At 71.8% G+C, this 16,092-nt stretch carries 17 protein-coding genes; 12 read left to right on the top strand and 5 right to left on the bottom strand.

What is annotated here, in order from left to right; translation table 11 throughout:
* The first annotated feature begins 179 nt into the window (after nt 1-179).
* Both O2V63_RS06065 and O2V63_RS06060 read left to right on the top strand, forming a co-directional pair.
* Entirely contained in the window at nt 180-2,042 is a 1,863-nt protein-coding gene (locus O2V63_RS06065) for a DEDD exonuclease domain-containing protein (protein ID WP_269166648.1), read from the top strand.
* Nucleotides 2,039-2,329 (top strand): Lrp/AsnC family transcriptional regulator, encoded by a 291-nt coding sequence (locus O2V63_RS06060; RefSeq protein WP_269166647.1) that lies wholly within the window; start codon nt 2,039-2,041, stop codon nt 2,327-2,329. The genes O2V63_RS06065 and O2V63_RS06060 overlap by 4 nt, the downstream gene beginning before the upstream one ends.
* Before the next feature lie 72 nt (nt 2,330-2,401).
* On the opposite strand, the gene trpD is transcribed toward O2V63_RS06060, so the two are convergent.
* Both trpD and O2V63_RS06050 read right to left on the bottom strand, forming a co-directional pair.
* A complete protein-coding gene (trpD, locus tag O2V63_RS06055; protein ID WP_269166646.1) occupies nt 2,402-3,448 on the bottom strand; it encodes an anthranilate phosphoribosyltransferase in 1,047 nt (348 codons plus the stop codon).
* 4 nt (nt 3,449-3,452) lie between these two features.
* Nucleotides 3,453-3,875, bottom strand: a complete 423-nt coding sequence (locus O2V63_RS06050; protein ID WP_269166645.1) for a hypothetical protein — start codon at nt 3,873-3,875, stop codon at nt 3,453-3,455.
* Between the two features lie 135 nt (nt 3,876-4,010).
* Here O2V63_RS06050 and ctaE point away from each other — a divergent pair, with 135 nt between their 5' ends.
* The 5 genes from ctaE to O2V63_RS06025 all read left to right on the top strand — a co-directional run bounded on the left by ctaE (nt 4,011) and on the right by O2V63_RS06025 (nt 8,707).
* Nucleotides 4,011-4,625, top strand: coding sequence for an aa3-type cytochrome oxidase subunit III (gene ctaE / locus O2V63_RS06045; protein WP_331253820.1), 615 nt, complete (start codon nt 4,011-4,013; stop codon nt 4,623-4,625).
* Nucleotides 4,626-4,633: 8 nt separating this feature from the next.
* Nucleotides 4,634-5,515: a cytochrome bc1 complex diheme cytochrome c subunit gene (gene qcrC, locus O2V63_RS06040; RefSeq protein ID WP_269166644.1), complete on the top strand. Its 882-nt coding sequence runs from the start codon at nt 4,634-4,636 to the stop codon at nt 5,513-5,515.
* Nucleotides 5,512-6,621 (top strand): cytochrome bc1 complex Rieske iron-sulfur subunit, encoded by a 1,110-nt coding sequence (gene qcrA / locus O2V63_RS06035; protein ID WP_269166643.1) that lies wholly within the window; start codon nt 5,512-5,514, stop codon nt 6,619-6,621. Before qcrC ends, qcrA begins: the two co-directional genes overlap by 4 nt.
* Nucleotides 6,621-8,303 carry a cytochrome bc1 complex cytochrome b subunit gene (gene qcrB / locus O2V63_RS06030; RefSeq protein WP_269166642.1) on the top strand — a complete coding sequence of 561 codons (1,683 nt, stop codon included), beginning with the start codon at nt 6,621-6,623 and terminating at the stop codon, nt 8,301-8,303. Before qcrA ends, qcrB begins: the two co-directional genes overlap by 1 nt.
* Nucleotides 8,304-8,482: 179 nt before the next feature.
* The gene (locus O2V63_RS06025; RefSeq protein WP_269166641.1) at nt 8,483-8,707 is read left to right on the top strand and encodes a class I SAM-dependent methyltransferase; all 225 of its coding nucleotides are present in this window, start codon (nt 8,483-8,485) and stop codon (nt 8,705-8,707) included.
* Nucleotides 8,708-9,028: 321 nt separating this feature from the next.
* Here the strand turns inward: O2V63_RS06025 and O2V63_RS06020 are convergent, their stop codons facing one another.
* Nucleotides 9,029-9,430 (bottom strand): cytochrome c oxidase subunit 4, encoded by a 402-nt coding sequence (locus O2V63_RS06020; protein ID WP_269166640.1) that lies wholly within the window; start codon nt 9,428-9,430, stop codon nt 9,029-9,031.
* A 33-nt stretch (nt 9,431-9,463) separates the two neighbouring features.
* Nucleotides 9,464-10,336, bottom strand: coding sequence for an aa3-type cytochrome oxidase subunit II (gene ctaC / locus O2V63_RS06015; protein WP_269166639.1), 873 nt, complete (start codon nt 10,334-10,336; stop codon nt 9,464-9,466).
* A 309-nt stretch (nt 10,337-10,645) separates the two neighbouring features.
* Between ctaC and O2V63_RS06010 the strand changes: the two genes are divergently transcribed.
* The 3 genes from O2V63_RS06010 to asnB are packed head-to-tail and all read left to right on the top strand — an operon-like array spanning nt 10,646 to nt 13,358.
* Nucleotides 10,646-11,011 (top strand): metalloprotease, encoded by a 366-nt coding sequence (locus O2V63_RS06010; RefSeq protein WP_036334854.1) that lies wholly within the window; start codon nt 10,646-10,648, stop codon nt 11,009-11,011.
* Nucleotides 11,001-11,375, top strand: a complete 375-nt coding sequence (locus O2V63_RS06005; protein WP_269166638.1) for a DUF3817 domain-containing protein — start codon at nt 11,001-11,003, stop codon at nt 11,373-11,375. The genes O2V63_RS06010 and O2V63_RS06005 overlap by 11 nt, the downstream gene beginning before the upstream one ends.
* Nucleotides 11,376-11,423: 48 nt before the next feature.
* Nucleotides 11,424-13,358, top strand: a complete 1,935-nt coding sequence (gene asnB, locus O2V63_RS06000; RefSeq protein WP_269166637.1) for an asparagine synthase (glutamine-hydrolyzing) — start codon at nt 11,424-11,426, stop codon at nt 13,356-13,358.
* Nucleotides 13,359-13,791: 433 nt separating this feature from the next.
* On the opposite strand, the gene O2V63_RS05995 is transcribed toward asnB, so the two are convergent.
* Nucleotides 13,792-14,148: a HesB/IscA family protein gene (locus O2V63_RS05995; RefSeq protein ID WP_269162120.1), complete on the bottom strand. Its 357-nt coding sequence runs from the start codon at nt 14,146-14,148 to the stop codon at nt 13,792-13,794.
* A 205-nt stretch (nt 14,149-14,353) separates the two neighbouring features.
* On the opposite strand from O2V63_RS05995, the gene O2V63_RS05990 reads away from it, so the two are divergent.
* Both O2V63_RS05990 and O2V63_RS05985 read left to right on the top strand, forming a co-directional pair.
* On the top strand, nt 14,354-14,971 hold the full coding sequence (locus tag O2V63_RS05990) for a DUF3043 domain-containing protein (protein ID WP_269166636.1): 618 nt from the start codon (nt 14,354-14,356) through the stop codon (nt 14,969-14,971).
* A 108-nt stretch (nt 14,972-15,079) separates the two neighbouring features.
* Entirely contained in the window at nt 15,080-16,063 is a 984-nt protein-coding gene (locus tag O2V63_RS05985) for an aldo/keto reductase family protein (RefSeq protein WP_269166635.1), read from the top strand.
* Nucleotides 16,064-16,092 lie beyond the last annotated feature (29 nt).

Below are 16,092 nucleotides of genomic sequence, written 5' to 3'. Positions count from 1 at the left end.
GCCGGGCCCCGCGGCCCCGGGCCGACGGCTCCCGCGGCGTGGCCTCCCGGGGACTGTCGGACCCGCGACCTAGCGTCCGCGCCGTGCCGTCCGTACCTGCCGCGCCGTCAGCGCAGCCACCAGCACCGTCGCCGGTCCCCCCGCCCAGCACGGGCCCTGCCCCCTCCCGGTGGCGGCAGGTGGCGCTGCCGAGCGGCCACCGGGCGCAGGAGGGGCCGCGCTTCCAGCAGGCGACGATCGACGACCTGGGCACCCCACTGGCCGGGGTCACCTTCGTGGTCGTCGACCTGGAGACCACCGGGGGCTCGCCCAAGGACAGCGCGATCACCGAGATCGGGGCGGTCAAGGTCCGCGGCGGCCAGGTGCTCGGCGAGTTCCAGACCCTGGTCGACCCCGGTCACGAGATCCCGCCCTACATCAGCGTGCTGACCGGGATCACCTCGATGATGGTGGCCGCGGCACCGCGGATCGACGCGGTGCTGCCGGCCTTCCTGGAGTTCGCCCGCGGCGCCGTCCTCGTCGCGCACAACGCCCCCTTCGACCTGGGGTTCCTGAGGGCGGCCTGCGAGGCGAGCGGGCTGCTCTGGCCGGTGTCCGCCTCGGTCGACACCGCCGTCCTGGCCCGCCGGCTGCTCACCCGCGACGAGGTGCCCAACTGCAAGCTGGCCACCCTCGCGCCCTACTTCTCCACCTCCACCCAGCCCTGTCACCGCGCGCTGGACGACGCCCGCGCGACCGTCGACGTCCTGCACGGGCTCTTCGAGCGGCTCGGGCCGCTGGGCATCACCTCACTGGAGGAGCTGACCGGGCTGACCCGCCAGGTCGACCCGCAGCGTCGCCGCAAGCGCCACCTCGCCGAGCACGTCCCCTCCGGCCCCGGGGTGTACGTCTTCCGCGGCCCGCGCGACGAACCGCTCTACGTCGGCACGTCGGGCGATCTCCGCAGCCGGGTGCGCAGCTACTTCTCCGCCGGGGAGCAGCGCAGCCGGATGACCGAGATGATCACCCTCGCCGAGCGGATCGAGGCGCTGCCGTGCGCGCACGACCTCGAGGCCGCCGTCCGGGAGCTCCGGCTGATCGCCGAGCACAAGCCCCGGTACAACCGGCGGTCCCGGTTCCCCGAGCGCGCACTCTGGGTCCGGCTCACCGACGAGCCGTTCCCCCGGCTGTCGGTGGTGCGCCGGGTGCGACCGGGTGCCGGCGCGTTCCTCGGCCCCTTCCCCGACCGGCGCGCAGCCGATGCCGCCGTCGCCGCCGTGCACGAGTCCCTGCCGCTGCGGCAGTGCACCTCTCGCCTGTCGCTGACCGTGCTGGGCAGTGCCTGTGCACTGGCCGGGATGGGTCGGTGCGGGGCGCCCTGCACCGGCGACCAGACCCGCGAGGAGTACGCCCCGATCGCCGCGGTGTTCCGGGCGGCCGTCGAGTCCGACCCCCGCGAGCTGGTCGCACCGTTGCTGCACCGGGTCGAACGGCTGGCCGAGGAGGGGCGGTACGAGGAGGCGGCCGTACAGCGCGACCGGGTGGCGGTGCTGATCCGGGCGGTGCGGCGTCGGCAGCGCCTGGAGTCGCTTGCCACCGTGCCCGAACTGGTCCTCGCCCGGCCCGACGGCGCCGGTGGCTGGCAGCTGGCGGTGGTCCGCCGTGGCCGGCTGGTCGCGGCCGGCGTCGCCGAACGGGGGCGGTCGGTCCGTGGCCACCTGGCCGACCTGCGCGCCACCGCTGAGACCCCGACCGGCCCGGACGACGAACTGGCCGCCTCCGTCGACGAGACGGAGCTGGTGCTGCGCTGGATGGAGAAGCCCGGCACCCGCTTGGTCGACCTGACCGGCACGCTGGCCAGCCGCACCCCCGGCACGGGTGACTACAGCAGCTTCCTCGCCCAGGTGGAGGCCGGCCGCGCCGAGCGGGACCCCTTCGCCGACTCCCGGTCGCTCGGCACCCGCAGCCAGCCGGACCGGGTCTCCCCGGGTGCTCCGGCAGCCGGTGGGCGCACGACCGGACGGCGCGGCCGGGTCGCGACCGGGCTAGCATCCCGGACGTGATCACCGCCATCGTGATGATCGATGCCGCCACCGACTCGATCGGCGAGGTGGCCGAGGCGGTCGCCGCGCTGCCCGGGGTCAGCGAGGTCTACTCCGTCGCCGGCGACGTCGACCTGGTCGCGCTCGTCCGGGTGCGCGAGTTCGACGAGATCGCCGAGGTCATCGCCGGTCGGATCAACAAGGTGCCCGGCGTCGTCGACACCGCCACGCACATCGCCTTCCGTGCCCACTCCCGGCACGACCTGGAGGCCGCGTTCTCGATCGGCTTCGAGTCGACGGACCAGTAGGTCGACCCGGACGTCGGGTGGCGCCGTAGCGGGCTCAGCCCGCGTCTGCGGCACCTGACGGCGACCGGGCCCTCACCCGCGGGCGGAGCGACTGACCCGCACCCAGTCGGCCAGCTTCGCGGCCGCCCTGCCGTCGTCGACGGCGGCTGCGGCGCGCTCCAGCCCGGCGCCCAGCGCGTCGTGCAGCCGGACCCCGCGCGTGTCGAACGCGGCGAGGGCCCCGGCCGCGTTGAGCAGGACCGCGTCCCGGACCGGTCCCGGCTCACCGGCCACCAGCCGACGCACCACCTCGGCGTTGACCTCGGGACCGCCACCGCGCAGGGCCCCCGGTCCGGACACCGGGATGCCCAGCGCCGTCGGGTCCAGCCGCTCGGCCACCACCTCACCGTCGCGCACCACCCACACCGCCGAGGTCGTGCTGGTGGTGAGCTCGTCGAGGCCGTCGTCCCCACGGAAGACCAGAGCGCGGGTGCCGCGGTCGGCGAGCACCTGGGCCAGCACCGGGGCCATCCGGGTGTCCGCACAGCCGATCGCGGCCGCCACCGGGCGGGCCGGGTTGGTCAACGGGCCCAGGAAGTTGAAGACCGTGCCGATCCCCAGCTCCCGCCGCGGAGCCGCCGCGTGCCGCATCCCGGGGTGGAAGACAGGAGCGAAGAAGAAGCCGATCCCCGCCTCCCGTACGCAGTGCGCCACCGCGGGGGCAGGCAGGTCGATGACCACCCCGAGCGCCTCGAGGACGTCGGCCGTGCCCGAGGCCGACGACGCGGCCCGGTTGCCGTGCTTGGCCACCGGGACGCCGGCCGCCGCGGTGACGATCGCCGCCATGGTGGAGATGTTCACCGTCTGCGCGCCATCGCCCCCGGTGCCGACGATGTCGACGCAGTCCACCGGCAGCCGCACCGGGGTCGCCTGTTCCAGCATCGTCGCGGCGAGCCCGGCCACCTCCTCCGGGGACTCACCCTTGGCCCGCAGGGCCACCACGAACCCGGCGACCTGGGCCGGGGTCGCCTCCCCGGTCATCACCTGGCGCATCGCCCAGCGGGTGTCCTCGGCCGCGAGGTGCTCACCCCTGGTGAGTCGGGTGAGGAGGCCGGGCCAGGTCGGGCTGGCTGACGTCATCGGGTCAGCGACGGGCGGCCGGGCGCTGTGCTGCCCGGTCGCGGAGCAGTCCGGCGACGACCTCGGGGGCGGTCAGCGGGTCGACCGGGTAGGCCAACGTGGCGTCGGCCATCGACCAGTGCGCCAGCCACCGGTCCGCCTGCCGGGCGATGAGCACCACCAGCTGCGGACAGTCGGCGATCTCGTGCTTCAGCTGGCGGCTGATCCCCATGCCGCCGGTCGGCTGCGCCTCACCGTCCAGCACGCAGAGGTCGACGCCACCGCGGTCGACGGCGGCCACCACCTCGTCGGCGGTCGCACACTCCAGGTAGGTGACCGGCCCCACATCGGGAGCCGGGGCGTTGCCCAGGGCCGTCCGGACGGCGGTGCGGACCTCGGCCCGCTGGCTGAAGACCAGCACGGTGGCCGGTGCGGCGTCGGGGCTCACCCGCGCGAGCCTAGTGCCCCCGGTACGAGGGGTGGGGAGGCGACGTGTCGGGCCCGTCGCTGGTGGCCGGACCGAGCGCGCCACGCCCACGCACCCCACGTCGTGGGGCGGCTGTCCCGATGCCATGATGAACCCGTGACAACGGCCCCCGTGGCGAGCAGCACCTTCGACACCTCGCGGGTGCACTCCCTGACCCGACCGAACATGGTCAGCGTCGGCACGATCGTCTGGCTCGCCAGTGAGCTGATGTTCTTCGCCGGCCTGTTCGCCATGTACTTCACCGCCCGCGCCCGCGCAGAGGACGGCTGGCCGCCGGAGCCGACCGAGCTCAACGTGCCGTATGCGTTGTTCTTCACACTGATCCTGGTCGCCTCGTCGGTGACCTGTCAGTACGGCGTCTTCGCAGCGGAGATCGGCAACGTGTACGGCCTGCGGCGCTGGTTCACCATCACCTTCGTGATGGGCCTGGTCTTCGTGCTGGGCCAGATGTTCGAGTACCGCACCCTCGTGGTCGACCACGGCACGACCATCGCGTCGTCGACCTACGGGTCGGTCTTCTACCTGACCACGGGCTTCCACGCCCTGCACGTGATCGGCGGCCTCATCGCCTTCGTCTTCGTGCTCATTCGGTCCACCATGGGCCGTTTCACACCCGCCCAGGCGACCTCCGCGATCGTGGTGTCCTACTACTGGCACTTCGTCGACGTCGTGTGGGTGGGCCTCTTCATCACGATCTACCTGATCAAGTAGGGAACCGGGTGTCCACCACGAAGGCATCGTCCGAAGCCCCCCTCGAGGGCGGCCGTCGCGGGCTGCTGCGTCGCCGGCCGGCCGCTGGCACGCCGGCCGCCGCCGCCCGTGACCGGCGCCGCTCCAAGCAGCGCCGCCGCCTGGCCAACGTGGCCGGGCTGATGGCCGCCCTGGTCCTGACCGGGGTGGGCTATTCGGCCTTCGCCCCTGGGGCCATCGCTGCGGACGAACGGTCGGACAGCGAGTCCATCGCCGTCGAGGCCGGTCGCGAGCTCTACGTGCTGAGCTGCATCACCTGCCACGGTTCCAACCTGCAGGGTGTGGAGGACCGCGGCCCGTCGCTCATCGGCGTCGGCTCGGCCTCGGTCTACTTCCAGGTCTCCACCGGCCGCATGCCGCTGGTGCGCCAGGAGGCCCAGGCCCCCGAGCACCCGGTGGTGTTCACGGAGGCGGAGATCGCGCAGCTGATGGCCTACGTGCAGGCCAACGGCGGTGGTCCGACCGTCCCGTCGGGCGACCTGCGTGACGGCGAGCTGGCCGAGGGCGGCGAGCTGTTCCGCCTGAACTGCGCCTCCTGCCACAACTTCGTCGGTGAGGGCGGCGCGCTCTCCTCCGGGAAGCGGGCACCCTCGTTGGACGGCCTCACCGACGCGCAGATCTACGCGGCCATGCTGACCGGCCCGGAGAACATGCCGGTGTTCGGCGACAACCAGCTGACGCCCGAGGAGAAGCGCTCGGTCATCGACTACGTGCAGACGATCCAGGACCAGGCCGACCCCGGTGGCGCCCCGATCGGTCGCGCCGGTCCGGTCGCCGAGGGCCTGGTTCTCTGGGTCGCCGGCGTCGGTGCCCTGCTGTTCGGGATCTTCTGGATGGGGACGAAGGCGTGAGCACGACGGACAAGCACCCTGGTTCGAACGGCAGCGACGTCGCCGGCCCCACCCACGGCGGGCCGGACGACGAGTACACCCCGGCCCAGCTGGCGGCGATGGACCGCACGCAGCTGGACCGGCTCGGTGCCCGCTACGACGGCGTGGAGATCCTGCACGTCGAGCCCGGTCCCGTGCCGGGGTCGGCACTGGAGAAGCAGGCCACCCGCCAGGTGACCATGTGGTTCGCCCTCGGCGCGGTCTTCGCCGTCGCCTTCCTGGTCGTCTACGCCGGCTCCGGCTGGTTCCTCCCCGACTGGGAGTGGGAGGTGGGCGCCGACTCCTGGAGCGCACTGTTCACCCCGCTCCTCGGGCTGGCGATGGGCCTGTCGCTGCTGTGCATCGGCATCGGCCTGGTGCAGTACGTCAAGAAGCTGCTGCCGCACGAGACCGCGGTACAGGACAAGCACGACGGCTCGCACTTCGACCGGGTCACCACCGGTGCGTCCTTGATGAGCGGCCTGGACAAGTCCGGGCTCCCCCGCCGCAAGCTGCTCCTGGGCACGCTCGGCGTGATGGGTGCCGCCTTCGGCGCCATGCTGATCGCCCCGCTGGGCGGTCTGATCAAGAACCCCAACACGGGCAACCCGCTCGGGACCACGTCGTGGGCCGAGGGGGTCCGCCTCCTCCGCGACGACGGCACCCCGATCCGTCCGGGTGACCAGCAGCCCGGTTCGCTCGAGACGGTCTTCCCGGCCGTCGAGGGTGGCAACCGGCAGGCCGACGCAGCCACCATGCTGATCCGGCTCCGGCCGGAGCAGCAGCTCAGCGATGAGCCTCGGGAGGGCCAGGCCGACTTCTCCTACGGCGACTACGTGGCCTACTCGAAGATCTGCACGCACGCCGGCTGCCCGGTGTCGCTCTACGAGCAGGAGACGGGCCGCATCCTCTGCCCTTGCCACCAGTCACAGTTCCTGGTGACCGAAGGGGCGAAGCCGGTCTTCGGTCCGGCGACCCGCGCACTCCCCCAGCTGCCCATCACGGTCGACGACGAGGGCTACTTCGTGGCACGGAGCGACTACATTGAGGCAGTCGGCCCCACCTACTGGAACCGGGAACGGATCTGATGGCCACCACGACGGCGGCGCCTGGTGCGCCGACGAGCAAGATCGGGCAAGCGGCCCTCGAGGTCGACGACCGGCTGATCGTCGCCGGCCCGCTGCGTCGGACCCTGAACAAGGTCTTCCCGGACCACTGGTCGTTCCTGCTCGGGGAGATCGCGCTCTACTCCTTCGTCATCCTGCTGCTCTCCGGCACGTACCTGACGTTCTTCTACGACGCCACGATGCAGGAGGTCGTCTACGAGGGGACCTACGCGCCGTTGCGGGGCGTGGAGATGTCGGCGGCCTACGAGTCGACGCTCGGGCTCTCCTTCGACGTCCGCGGCGGTCTGCTGATCCGGCAGATCCACCACTGGGCCGCCCTGCTGTTCGTGGCCTCGATCGTCATCCACCTGCTGCGGATCTTCTTCACCGGTGCGTTCCGGCGCCCGCGCGAGACCAACTGGCTGATCGGCGTCGTGCTGCTGGTCCTGGCGCTGCTCATGGGCGTCACCGGCTACTCCCTTCCCGACGACCTGCTGTCGGGCACAGGCCTCCGGATCATCAGCGCGATCATCCTGTCGCTGCCGGTCATCGGCACCTGGGCGCACTGGGCGGTCTTCAACGGCGACTACGTCGGCACGGAGATCATCGGACGGTTCTACATCGTCCACGTGCTGATCCTCCCGGCGATCATCCTGGCGCTGATCGCGGCGCACCTGCTGATCCTGGTCAAGCAGAAGCACACGCAATTCCCCGGTGCCGGTCGCACCGAGCACAACGTCGTCGGGAACCGGCTCTTCCCCGGCTTCGCCGTGAAGGCGACCGCGCTGTTGTTCATCGTCTTCGGACTGTGTGCCGCGCTGGGCGGTCTGGTGCAGATCAACCCGATCTGGCTGTGGGGTCCGTACAACCCGGCGCAGGTGTCGGCCGGTTCGCAGCCGGACTGGTACATCGGCTTCCTCGACGGGTCGACCCGCCTCTTCCCGGCCTGGGACATCAACCTCCCCGGCGACTACACCATCCCGGCCCTGTTCTGGCCCACCGTGGTCGGCGCCGGCCTGATGTTCACCGTGCTCGCGCTCTACCCGATGATCGAGCGCAAGCTGACCGGGGACACTGCGGCCCACCACCTGCTGCAGCGCCCCCGCGACGTGCCTGTCCGGACGTCGGTGGGCGCCATGGCGCTCACGTTCTACGTGATCCTGTGGATCTCCGGTGGCAACGACCTGATCGCCGACAAGTTCGACATCAGCCTCAACGCGATGACCTGGTTCGGCCGGATCGGTTGCCTCGTGCTCCCGCCGTTCGCCTACTGGATGACCTACCGGCTGTGCATCGGGCTTCAGCGGCACGACCGCGAGGTGCTCGAGCACGGCATCGAGACCGGGGTCATCCGGCGGCTGCCCAGCGGTGAGTTCATCGAGGTCCACCAGCCCCTCGGCCCGGTGGACGAGCACGGCCACGGTCAGCTGGCCTACGGCGGCGCCTCGGTGCCCAAGAAGATGAACCAGGTCGGCGGCGCACGCCGTGCGATCAAGGGCTTCTTCAAGCCGGTCGAGGAGCCGGCCGAGGTCCAGCGGCAGGCGGAGCTCGAGGCCCGCGGGCTGGAGTCGGAGCAGTCCGACCGCCAGTCCATCACCTCGGGTCGACCCTCCGAGGGGGGCCGCCCCTCCGAGGGCGGGCGGCCGCAGGCCCCGCGCGACTGACCAAAGGCACCACCAGCAGCAGGGCCCCGACGGACACCTCCGTCGGGGCCCTGCTGCGTCTCCGGCTGGCCTCCCCCGGGGTCGATGGCCGTACCTCGGCCTGTTCGACGGCGGCGGGCAGGAACCACGGGGACGACACCGCCCTCGTGCGGCGGCACCTGACCGGGCTTCCTGGTCCGGTGCTCGACCGCAGTTGCGGGCCCGGTGACTGGACCGCCCTGCTGCACCCCTGGGGCGCCCAGGTGGCGGGCGTCGGCATGGCCCGCGAGTTCATCGCGCGCCTTCAGACGAGTCATCCCGGCCCGGAGTCCGAGCTCGGCTCGATGACCGAGCTGGACGTCCCCGAGCAGTCCGTCGCAAGCATCCGCTCCTGGTACGCGACGATCCACCTGCCGCCGCCGTGACTCGTCCGTGTGCTCGCCGCGTTCCCCCGGCTCCTCCGCTCCTCCGGCGTGCTCGTCATCGGCTCCGTCGACCGGCACGAGGACGTGATGCGGTTCGACCACGAGGTCGTCCCCGCCTGCCGCTCGCCCGTCGCCGCGTTGGTCCAGCGCCTGACGAAGGCAGGCCTCACGGGAGAGCAGCGACTGCAGCCCCGACCCAGCCCGCCGCCTGCCGCCCTGCCGCCTGTTGCCCTGCCTCCGCCGCTCCAGGGCGCACATGCCGAGCGGGGCCCCTTCCCGACTGGGAAGGGGCCCCGCTGAGTGGTGCCGTGCAGGTGTCGATCAGCTGTGCGCGTTCTGCCCGACGTAGTACTCGAAGAGCAGCCCACCGATGGTCACGATGAGCGCGACGACACCGATGATGACCAGCCACGGGTACCAGAACGCAAGCGCGAGCCCCATGATCCCGGCCGAGAACGCCAGCCCGAACGGCCAGTAGCTCGCCGGGCTGAAGAAGCCCAGCTCGCCGGCACCGTCGGCGATCTCGGCGTCCTTGCGGTCCTCGGGACGGGCGTCGATGCGCCGGCTCACGAACCAGAAGAAGCCACCGATCAGGGCCGTGAGGCCGCCGGACAGCGCGAGCGCCGTCGTCCCGATCGGCTCACGGGACCAGAAGCCGTAGACGACTGCGGTCACGAGGCAGAACACCGTGATCAAGTTGAAGATGAGCGCTTCGACCTTCACGGCCGCTCCTCCAGGTGGTGCGAGGTGATCGGGTCAGTCATCCGAGGCCACCGCCTGTTCGCGCTGGAGCAGGAACGGCTCCGTGGAGACCGCCTCGCCCGGCTCGCCGATGAGCACGAGCGCGTCGTAGACCGACAGCCCGTCCTCGCGTGCTGCGAGGTAGTCCTCGTACGCATCAGGTGACACCGAACGGAGCTCGAAGTTCATGAACGCGTGGTAGGTGCCGCACAGCTCGGCGCAGCGGCCGACGTAGGCGCCTTCCTCGCGGACGGTGACCTCGAAGACGTTGTCCCGCCCGTTCTCGTTGCCCGGGAGGATGTCGAGCTTGAAGAGGAACTCCGGCACCCAGAAGGAGTGGATGACGTCCGCCGAGGCCAGCTCGAACCGGATCGTCTGGTCGGTGGGGACCACCAGGATCGGGATCTCGGTGCTGGTGCCGACCGTCGACACGGCCTCACCGCCCGCGGTCTCCGTCTCGGGGTAGACGAACTGCCAGTTCCACTTGAAGGCGTTGACCTCCACCGTGACGTCCGGGTCGTCGCTGACGTCGCGGACCTCGTTCTGGGTGTTCACGGTGAAGAAGAAGAGCACCGCGATGATCAGGAACGGGATGATCGTGTAGACGACCTCGAGCGGGAGGTTGTAGGCGGTCTGCCGGGGCAGCTCGTCCCCGCGCTTCCGGTACCGGATGGTCGCGTAGGCGATGAGCACCCACACCGCGATGCCGACCACCAGGGCGGCGATCGTCGAACCGATCCACAGGTCGTGCATGCGCTCGGCCTGGTCGGTGATGCCCTCGGGCCATCCCCAACTGAGCCAACTGCCCGTGACGTCGCACCCGCTGAGCGTCAGCGCTCCCAGGAGACCGAGCCCGGCGACCTTCGCCAGCTTGCTGCGTCGAGCCACTGCCCGCTGCCTCCTCATCCCCCGCGTGGCGGCGCCACGCGGTCTCACCGGCGGGTGCTCCTCGGTTGCCCGACAGGCTCTGCCCACCCCGACCACAGTCTCGCCGAGACTAGCCGACCCCGCCCGTCGTCCCGGGGGCGGGAGCACCGCCCCGGCGGGTCGCCCCGGGCCCGCTGGTCGGACACGACCGGCGGCGTCCACCGGCGTGACGGCGAGCCCGCTGCCGGCCGGCAGCGCGGGCGCTGACGTGCTCGGGGCCACGCCGTGGGCGACGGCCCACGGCCGGCCCCGGCGGTTACAGTCGCGGGCGTGTACCGACGCCTGCTCAGCCCCGGGTGGCTCTTCATGCACCTGGTGGTCGTGGCGCTCTTCGTGATGACGTTCTTCCTCGGCTACTGGCAGTTGACCAAGGCCGAGGCCGGTGGCGGCGCCGTCAACTGGAGCTATGCGCTGCAGTGGCCGCTCTACGGGTTCATGGGCCTGGGCTTCTACCTCAAGATGGCCAAGGACGAGCTGGCCCGGGACCCCGCGGACGACGAGCCCGGCGCCTCCCTGGTGCTGTACCAGCGGCCGCGGATCGACACGACCGGCGACCCGGAGCTGGCTGCCTACAACGCCTACCTCGCCGAGCTCAACGAGAAGGCCCTCAGGCCGCGGAGCGACAGTGACCGCTGACCGCACCGCGACGTCGTCGCGGCTGCCACGCGCGCTGGCCCGCCGGGTCGGGCAGGACGTGCCGGCCGCGCTGACCCGCTACCGGGTGATGGCCTGGATCGTCGGCGTCCTGCTGATCGCCCTGATCCTGGTCGCCGTCCCGCTGAAGCGCCTCGCCGGTGTCGAGGGGCCGGTGGCGGTGATCGGCACCGCGCACGGCTGGCTCTACGCGATCTTCTTCGTGACCGCCTGCGACCTCGCGCTGCGCGCCCGGTGGTCGGTCAAGGGATCGGTGCTCGTGCTCCTGGCGGGCACCGTCCCGATCCTGTCCTTCGTCGCCGAGCGGATCGCCACCCGTAAGACCCGCGCCGGCGAGCGCGTCTGACCACGGGGCCTTACGGCCCCCCTCCCCCACCTCCTGGAGACCTCCCGCATGTGCGGCCTGCTGGCCTACCTGTCCACCGACGCCGAGCGGGTCGACGAGCAGACCGTCTCCGGGGTGCAACACGCGCTGCGCTGCCTGCGGCACCGGGGTCCCGACGACCGGGAGGTCTGGTCGGACGGGCACGCGGTGCTCGGCTTCAACCGGCTGGCGTTCATCGACATCGAGGGCAGCCCCCAGCCGATGCCCTACGCCGAGGGCCGGTACCGGATCGTCTTCAACGGCGAGATCTACAACTACCTGGAGCTGCGCGAAGAGCTGAAGGCGGCCGGCGCCACGTTCGCCACCGAGGGCGACACCGAGGCGATCGTCGCGGGCTACCACCTGTGGGGCGAGGCGATCGTCCCGCGACTGCGCGGCATGTTCGCGTTCGTCATCTGGGACACCCGGACCGGGACGGCGTTCGGCGCCCGGGACGCCTTCGGCATCAAGCCGCTGTTCACCGCTCGACTGGCCGACGGTGGCCTGGTCTTCAGCTCGGAGAAGAAGGCCCTGCTGGAGCTGCTGGGCGGCACCCCCGGCGCCGGCGGCGTCGACCCGGCGTCGCTGCAGCACTACCTGACCCTGCAGTACGTGCCCGAGCCCGCCACCCTGCACCGGGGGATCCGGCGGATCGAGAGCGGCACCAGCTTCACCGTGGTGGACGGCGAGCTGCACACGAAGCGCTGGTTCCACCCGTCGTTCCGGTCGCAGCCGGTCGCCCCGGGAGGCGAGCAGGCACTGTTCGACCGGATCGCCGAGGTGCTAGACGACTCGGTCGCCAAGCACATGCGCGCCGACGTCACGGTCGGGTCGTTCCTCTCCAGCGGCATCGACTCCACGGCGATCGCCGCACTGGCCCACAAGTACAACGACGACCTGGTCACCTTCACCGTCGGCTTCCAGCGGGAGGCCACCTCGGAGGTCGACATCGCCGCCGAGTCCGCGGCGATCCTGGGTGTGGAGCACGTACCGGTGGAGATCACCGCGCAGGAGTTCGCCGACGCGATCCCCGCGGTCGTCTGGTACCTGGACGACCCGGTCGCCGACCCGGCGCTCGTACCGCTGTACTTCGTCGCCCGCGAGGCCCGCAAGCACGTCAAGGTGGTGCTCTCCGGTGAGGGCGCCGACGAGCTGTTCGGCGGCTACACGATCTACCGGGAACCGCTGAGCCTGGCCTGGGCCACGAAGCTGCCGGCGGTCGGGCGGCAGGCGCTCGGCCGGCTGTCGAGGCTGGTGCCGGAGGGCGTGCGCGGGCAGAGCCTGCTGGAGCGCGCATCGCAGCCGCTGGCGGAGCGGTACTACGGCAACGCCCGGAACCTCAACGCCGTCGAGCTCGCCCAGCTGCTGCCCGGTCGCGACCCCGACCTCTCCCACGTCACCGTCACCGAGGCCCTCTACCGGCAGACCCGGGAAGCCGGCTACGACGACGTGACGGCCATGCAGTACGTCGACCTCTTCACCTGGCTGCGCGGGGACATCCTGGTCAAGGCCGACAAGATGACGATGGCCAACTCCCTCGAGCTGCGGGTCCCGTTCCTGGACCCGGAGGTCTTCGCCCTGGCCAGCAGCCTGCCGCTGGAGATGCGGGTGCCCCGCCGCGGTGACGCGACGAAGTACGCGCTGCGGCAGGCGATGCGGCAGATCGTCCCGCCGAAGATCATGAACCGCCGCAAGCTGGGCTTCCCGGTGCCGACGGCGGAGTTCCTGGCCGGCCCGTTGCACGGGTGGGCCCGGGACATCGTGACCGCCAGCCAGACCGACGAGTGGCTCGACCGCGACCACGTGCTCGGCCTGCTCGACCGGCTGCGCGAGGCGGAGGTGCCCAGCAAGCGGATCGCCCGACAGCTCTGGGGCGTGCTCGTCTTCATGATCTGGCACGGGATCTTCGTCGAGGAGCGGATCACCCCGGAGATCCCCGAGCCGGTCTACCCCGTCCGGATGTGACCGGCCGCCGGAGGGTCGCCGCGGCCGGTGGCCTGCTGGCCGCCCCGCTGCTGACCGGCCTGCTGCTGGCCGGTTGCTCCGGCACGGACGGCGAGGAGCCGGGCGATCCGGTCCCCACGACCACGATCCCCACGACCACGGCGCCCACGTCCGCGGCACCCTCGCCGCGGACCCCGCCGCCGATCGCCCCCCGCCCGGACCCGTCCGCCGACACACCCCGACCCGGGACGACGCCGCCCGCACCGACGGCCCAGCCGACGCCAGCGCCGGACCCCGGCGCAGTGGTCCCGAGGGCACCCTCCCCCTCGGCCGGCGTCCCGATGCCGATCCCCTCGCAGCCGGCCGACTGAGGCCGACCCTCCCCCCGGGACGCACCGAGGCCCGGCCCCCCTCGCGGGGTGCCGGGCCTCGGTGCGTTCGGGCTAGCTGGCGATCAGTGGAACGAGTCGCCACAGGCGCAGGAGCCGCCCGCGTTCGGGTTGTCGATGGTGAAGCCCTGCTTCTCGATGGTGTCGACGAAGTCGATCGTCGCGCCGCTGAGGTACGGGATGCTCATGCGGTCGACGATGACCTCGACGCCACCGAACTCGAAGGTCGCGTCGCCGTCGAGGAAGCGCTCGTCGAAGAACAGCTGGTAACGGAGACCCGAGCAACCACCCGGCTGCACCGCGATCCGCAGCCGCAGGTCGTCGCGACCCTCCTGCTCCAGCAGCGTCTTCACCTTGAGGGCGGCGGGGTCGCTGAGGATGACGCCGGTGGCGCCGGGGGCCTGCGTGTCCTGCACGGTCATGTCGTGGTCCTCCCAGACTCGAGGGTGTCCTGCTCGGCCCACCACGGAGGGCGGGCTCTCAGGACGGCCAACACCGCCGTGGCGGAGCTGCTTCCCACTGTACGGCTCGAAAGTCGCACGGGGCGGTGCCCGCACCGCTCGCCCGGGGCACACCCCTGTCGTGGCACCCCCTGTCGGGAGGCGCTGTCCACGTAGACTCGGCGCCGTGAAGCTCCGCCTGCCCGGCCGCCGTCCCGCCCCCGACCCGGCGTCGGACGCCGTCACCACCGTCACCCCGCACGGGTCGACGGCGATCGGCACGACGGGCAAGGGCCGCCCCACCCCGCGCCGCAACGAGGCGCAGGGACGGCGCAGTGGGCCGGTGCCGCCGCCGCCGACCACGCGCAAGGAGGCCTACAAGCGGATGCGCGAGCAGCAGGCCGCGGGCCGTGGCAACACCCGGGTCGCCGGGGCGCGCGGCGACGACAGCGCACTGCCCGCCCGCGACCGCGGCCCGGTGCGCCGACTGGTCCGCGACGTCGTCGACGCCCGCCGCAACGCCGGCAGCTTCTTCCTGGCGGTGGCCGCGCTGGTGCTGGTCGGCTACTTCATCCCGGTCCCGGCCGTTCAGAGCTACACCGTGTTCGTGTGGTTCGCCTTCTTCCTGGTGATCATCGGCGACTCGTTCCTCCTCGGCCGCAAGATCAAGGCGAAGGTCACCGAGCGATTCCCCGACACCGACCAGAAGATGCGCAGCCTGGTCTGGTACGGCGTCAGCCGGGCCACGATGATCCGCCGCTGGCGCTTCCCCAAGCCGCAGGTACCGCTGGGCGCCGAGGTCTGAAGAAGGACCCTCCTGCCCCCCACCACTCGAGAGCTCGCGGTGGGCCCCTGCGGGAGGGCCACCGGACGGGCCGACGTTGGTGAGCCCTGCTAAGTAGTGTCAACAGCCGTGCAGACACGACGCCTCGGCCGCTCTGGCCTGACCATCTCCGAGATCGCCTACGGCAACTGGCTGACCCACGGCAGCCAGGTCGAGGAGGATGCCGCCCACGCCTGCGTGCGGGCCGCCCTCGACGTCGGGATCACCACCTTCGACACCGCCGACGTCTACGCCGGCACGAAGGCCGAGTCGGTCCTGGGCCGCGCGCTGGCCGGCCAGCGCCGGGAGGGCCTGGAGATCTTCACCAAGGTCTACTGGCCCACCGGTCCGGGGGCCAACGACCGCGGCCTGTCCCGCAAGCACATCACCGAGAGCTGCAACGCGTCACTGAAGCGGCTGCAGACCGACTACGTCGACCTGTACCAGGCGCACCGGTACGACTCCTCTGTGCCGCTGGAGGAGACGATGACCGCCTTCGCCGACCTGGTGCGCCAGGGCAAGGTGCTCTACCTCGGCGTCTCCGAGTGGCGCGCCGAGGAGATCGCCGCAGCCGCCGAGCTGGCTCGCGAGCTCAAGGTCCAGCTGATCAGCAACCAGCCGCAGTACTCGATGCTGTGGCGGGTCATCGAGGCCGAGGTGGTGCCGACCAGCGAGCAGGAGGGGCTCTCCCAGATCGTCTGGTCCCCGCTGGCGCAGGGCGTGCTCACCGGCAAGTACCTGCCCGGCCAGCAGCCGCCGGCCGACAGCCGCGGCGGGCACGCCACGGTGGGCGGCTCGATGAAGGGCTACCTGACCGACGACGTGCTCACCCGCGTCCGGGAGCTCCGGCCCATCGCCGACGAGCTCGGTCTGTCGATGGCGCAGCTGGCGATCGCCTGGGTGCTGCAGAACCGGAACGTGGCGGCCGCCATCATCGGCGCCAGCCGGCCCGAGCAGGTGCACGACAACGTGCAGGCCGCCGGTGTCCAGCTGCCGGCCGAGGTCCTGACCCGCATCGACCGGGTGCTGGGCGACGTCGTGGAGCGCGACCCCGCCAAGACCTCGCGCGGCTGAAGAGGGAGCGCCCTCCACCAACCGCTCGC

The organism is Modestobacter sp. VKM Ac-2977 (assembly GCF_026968045.1).
GTDB lineage: Bacteria > Actinomycetota > Actinomycetes > Mycobacteriales > Geodermatophilaceae > Modestobacter.
The sequence above is the reverse complement of the archived record's forward strand: the minus strand, read 5'-3'. Positions and strand labels throughout refer to the sequence as shown.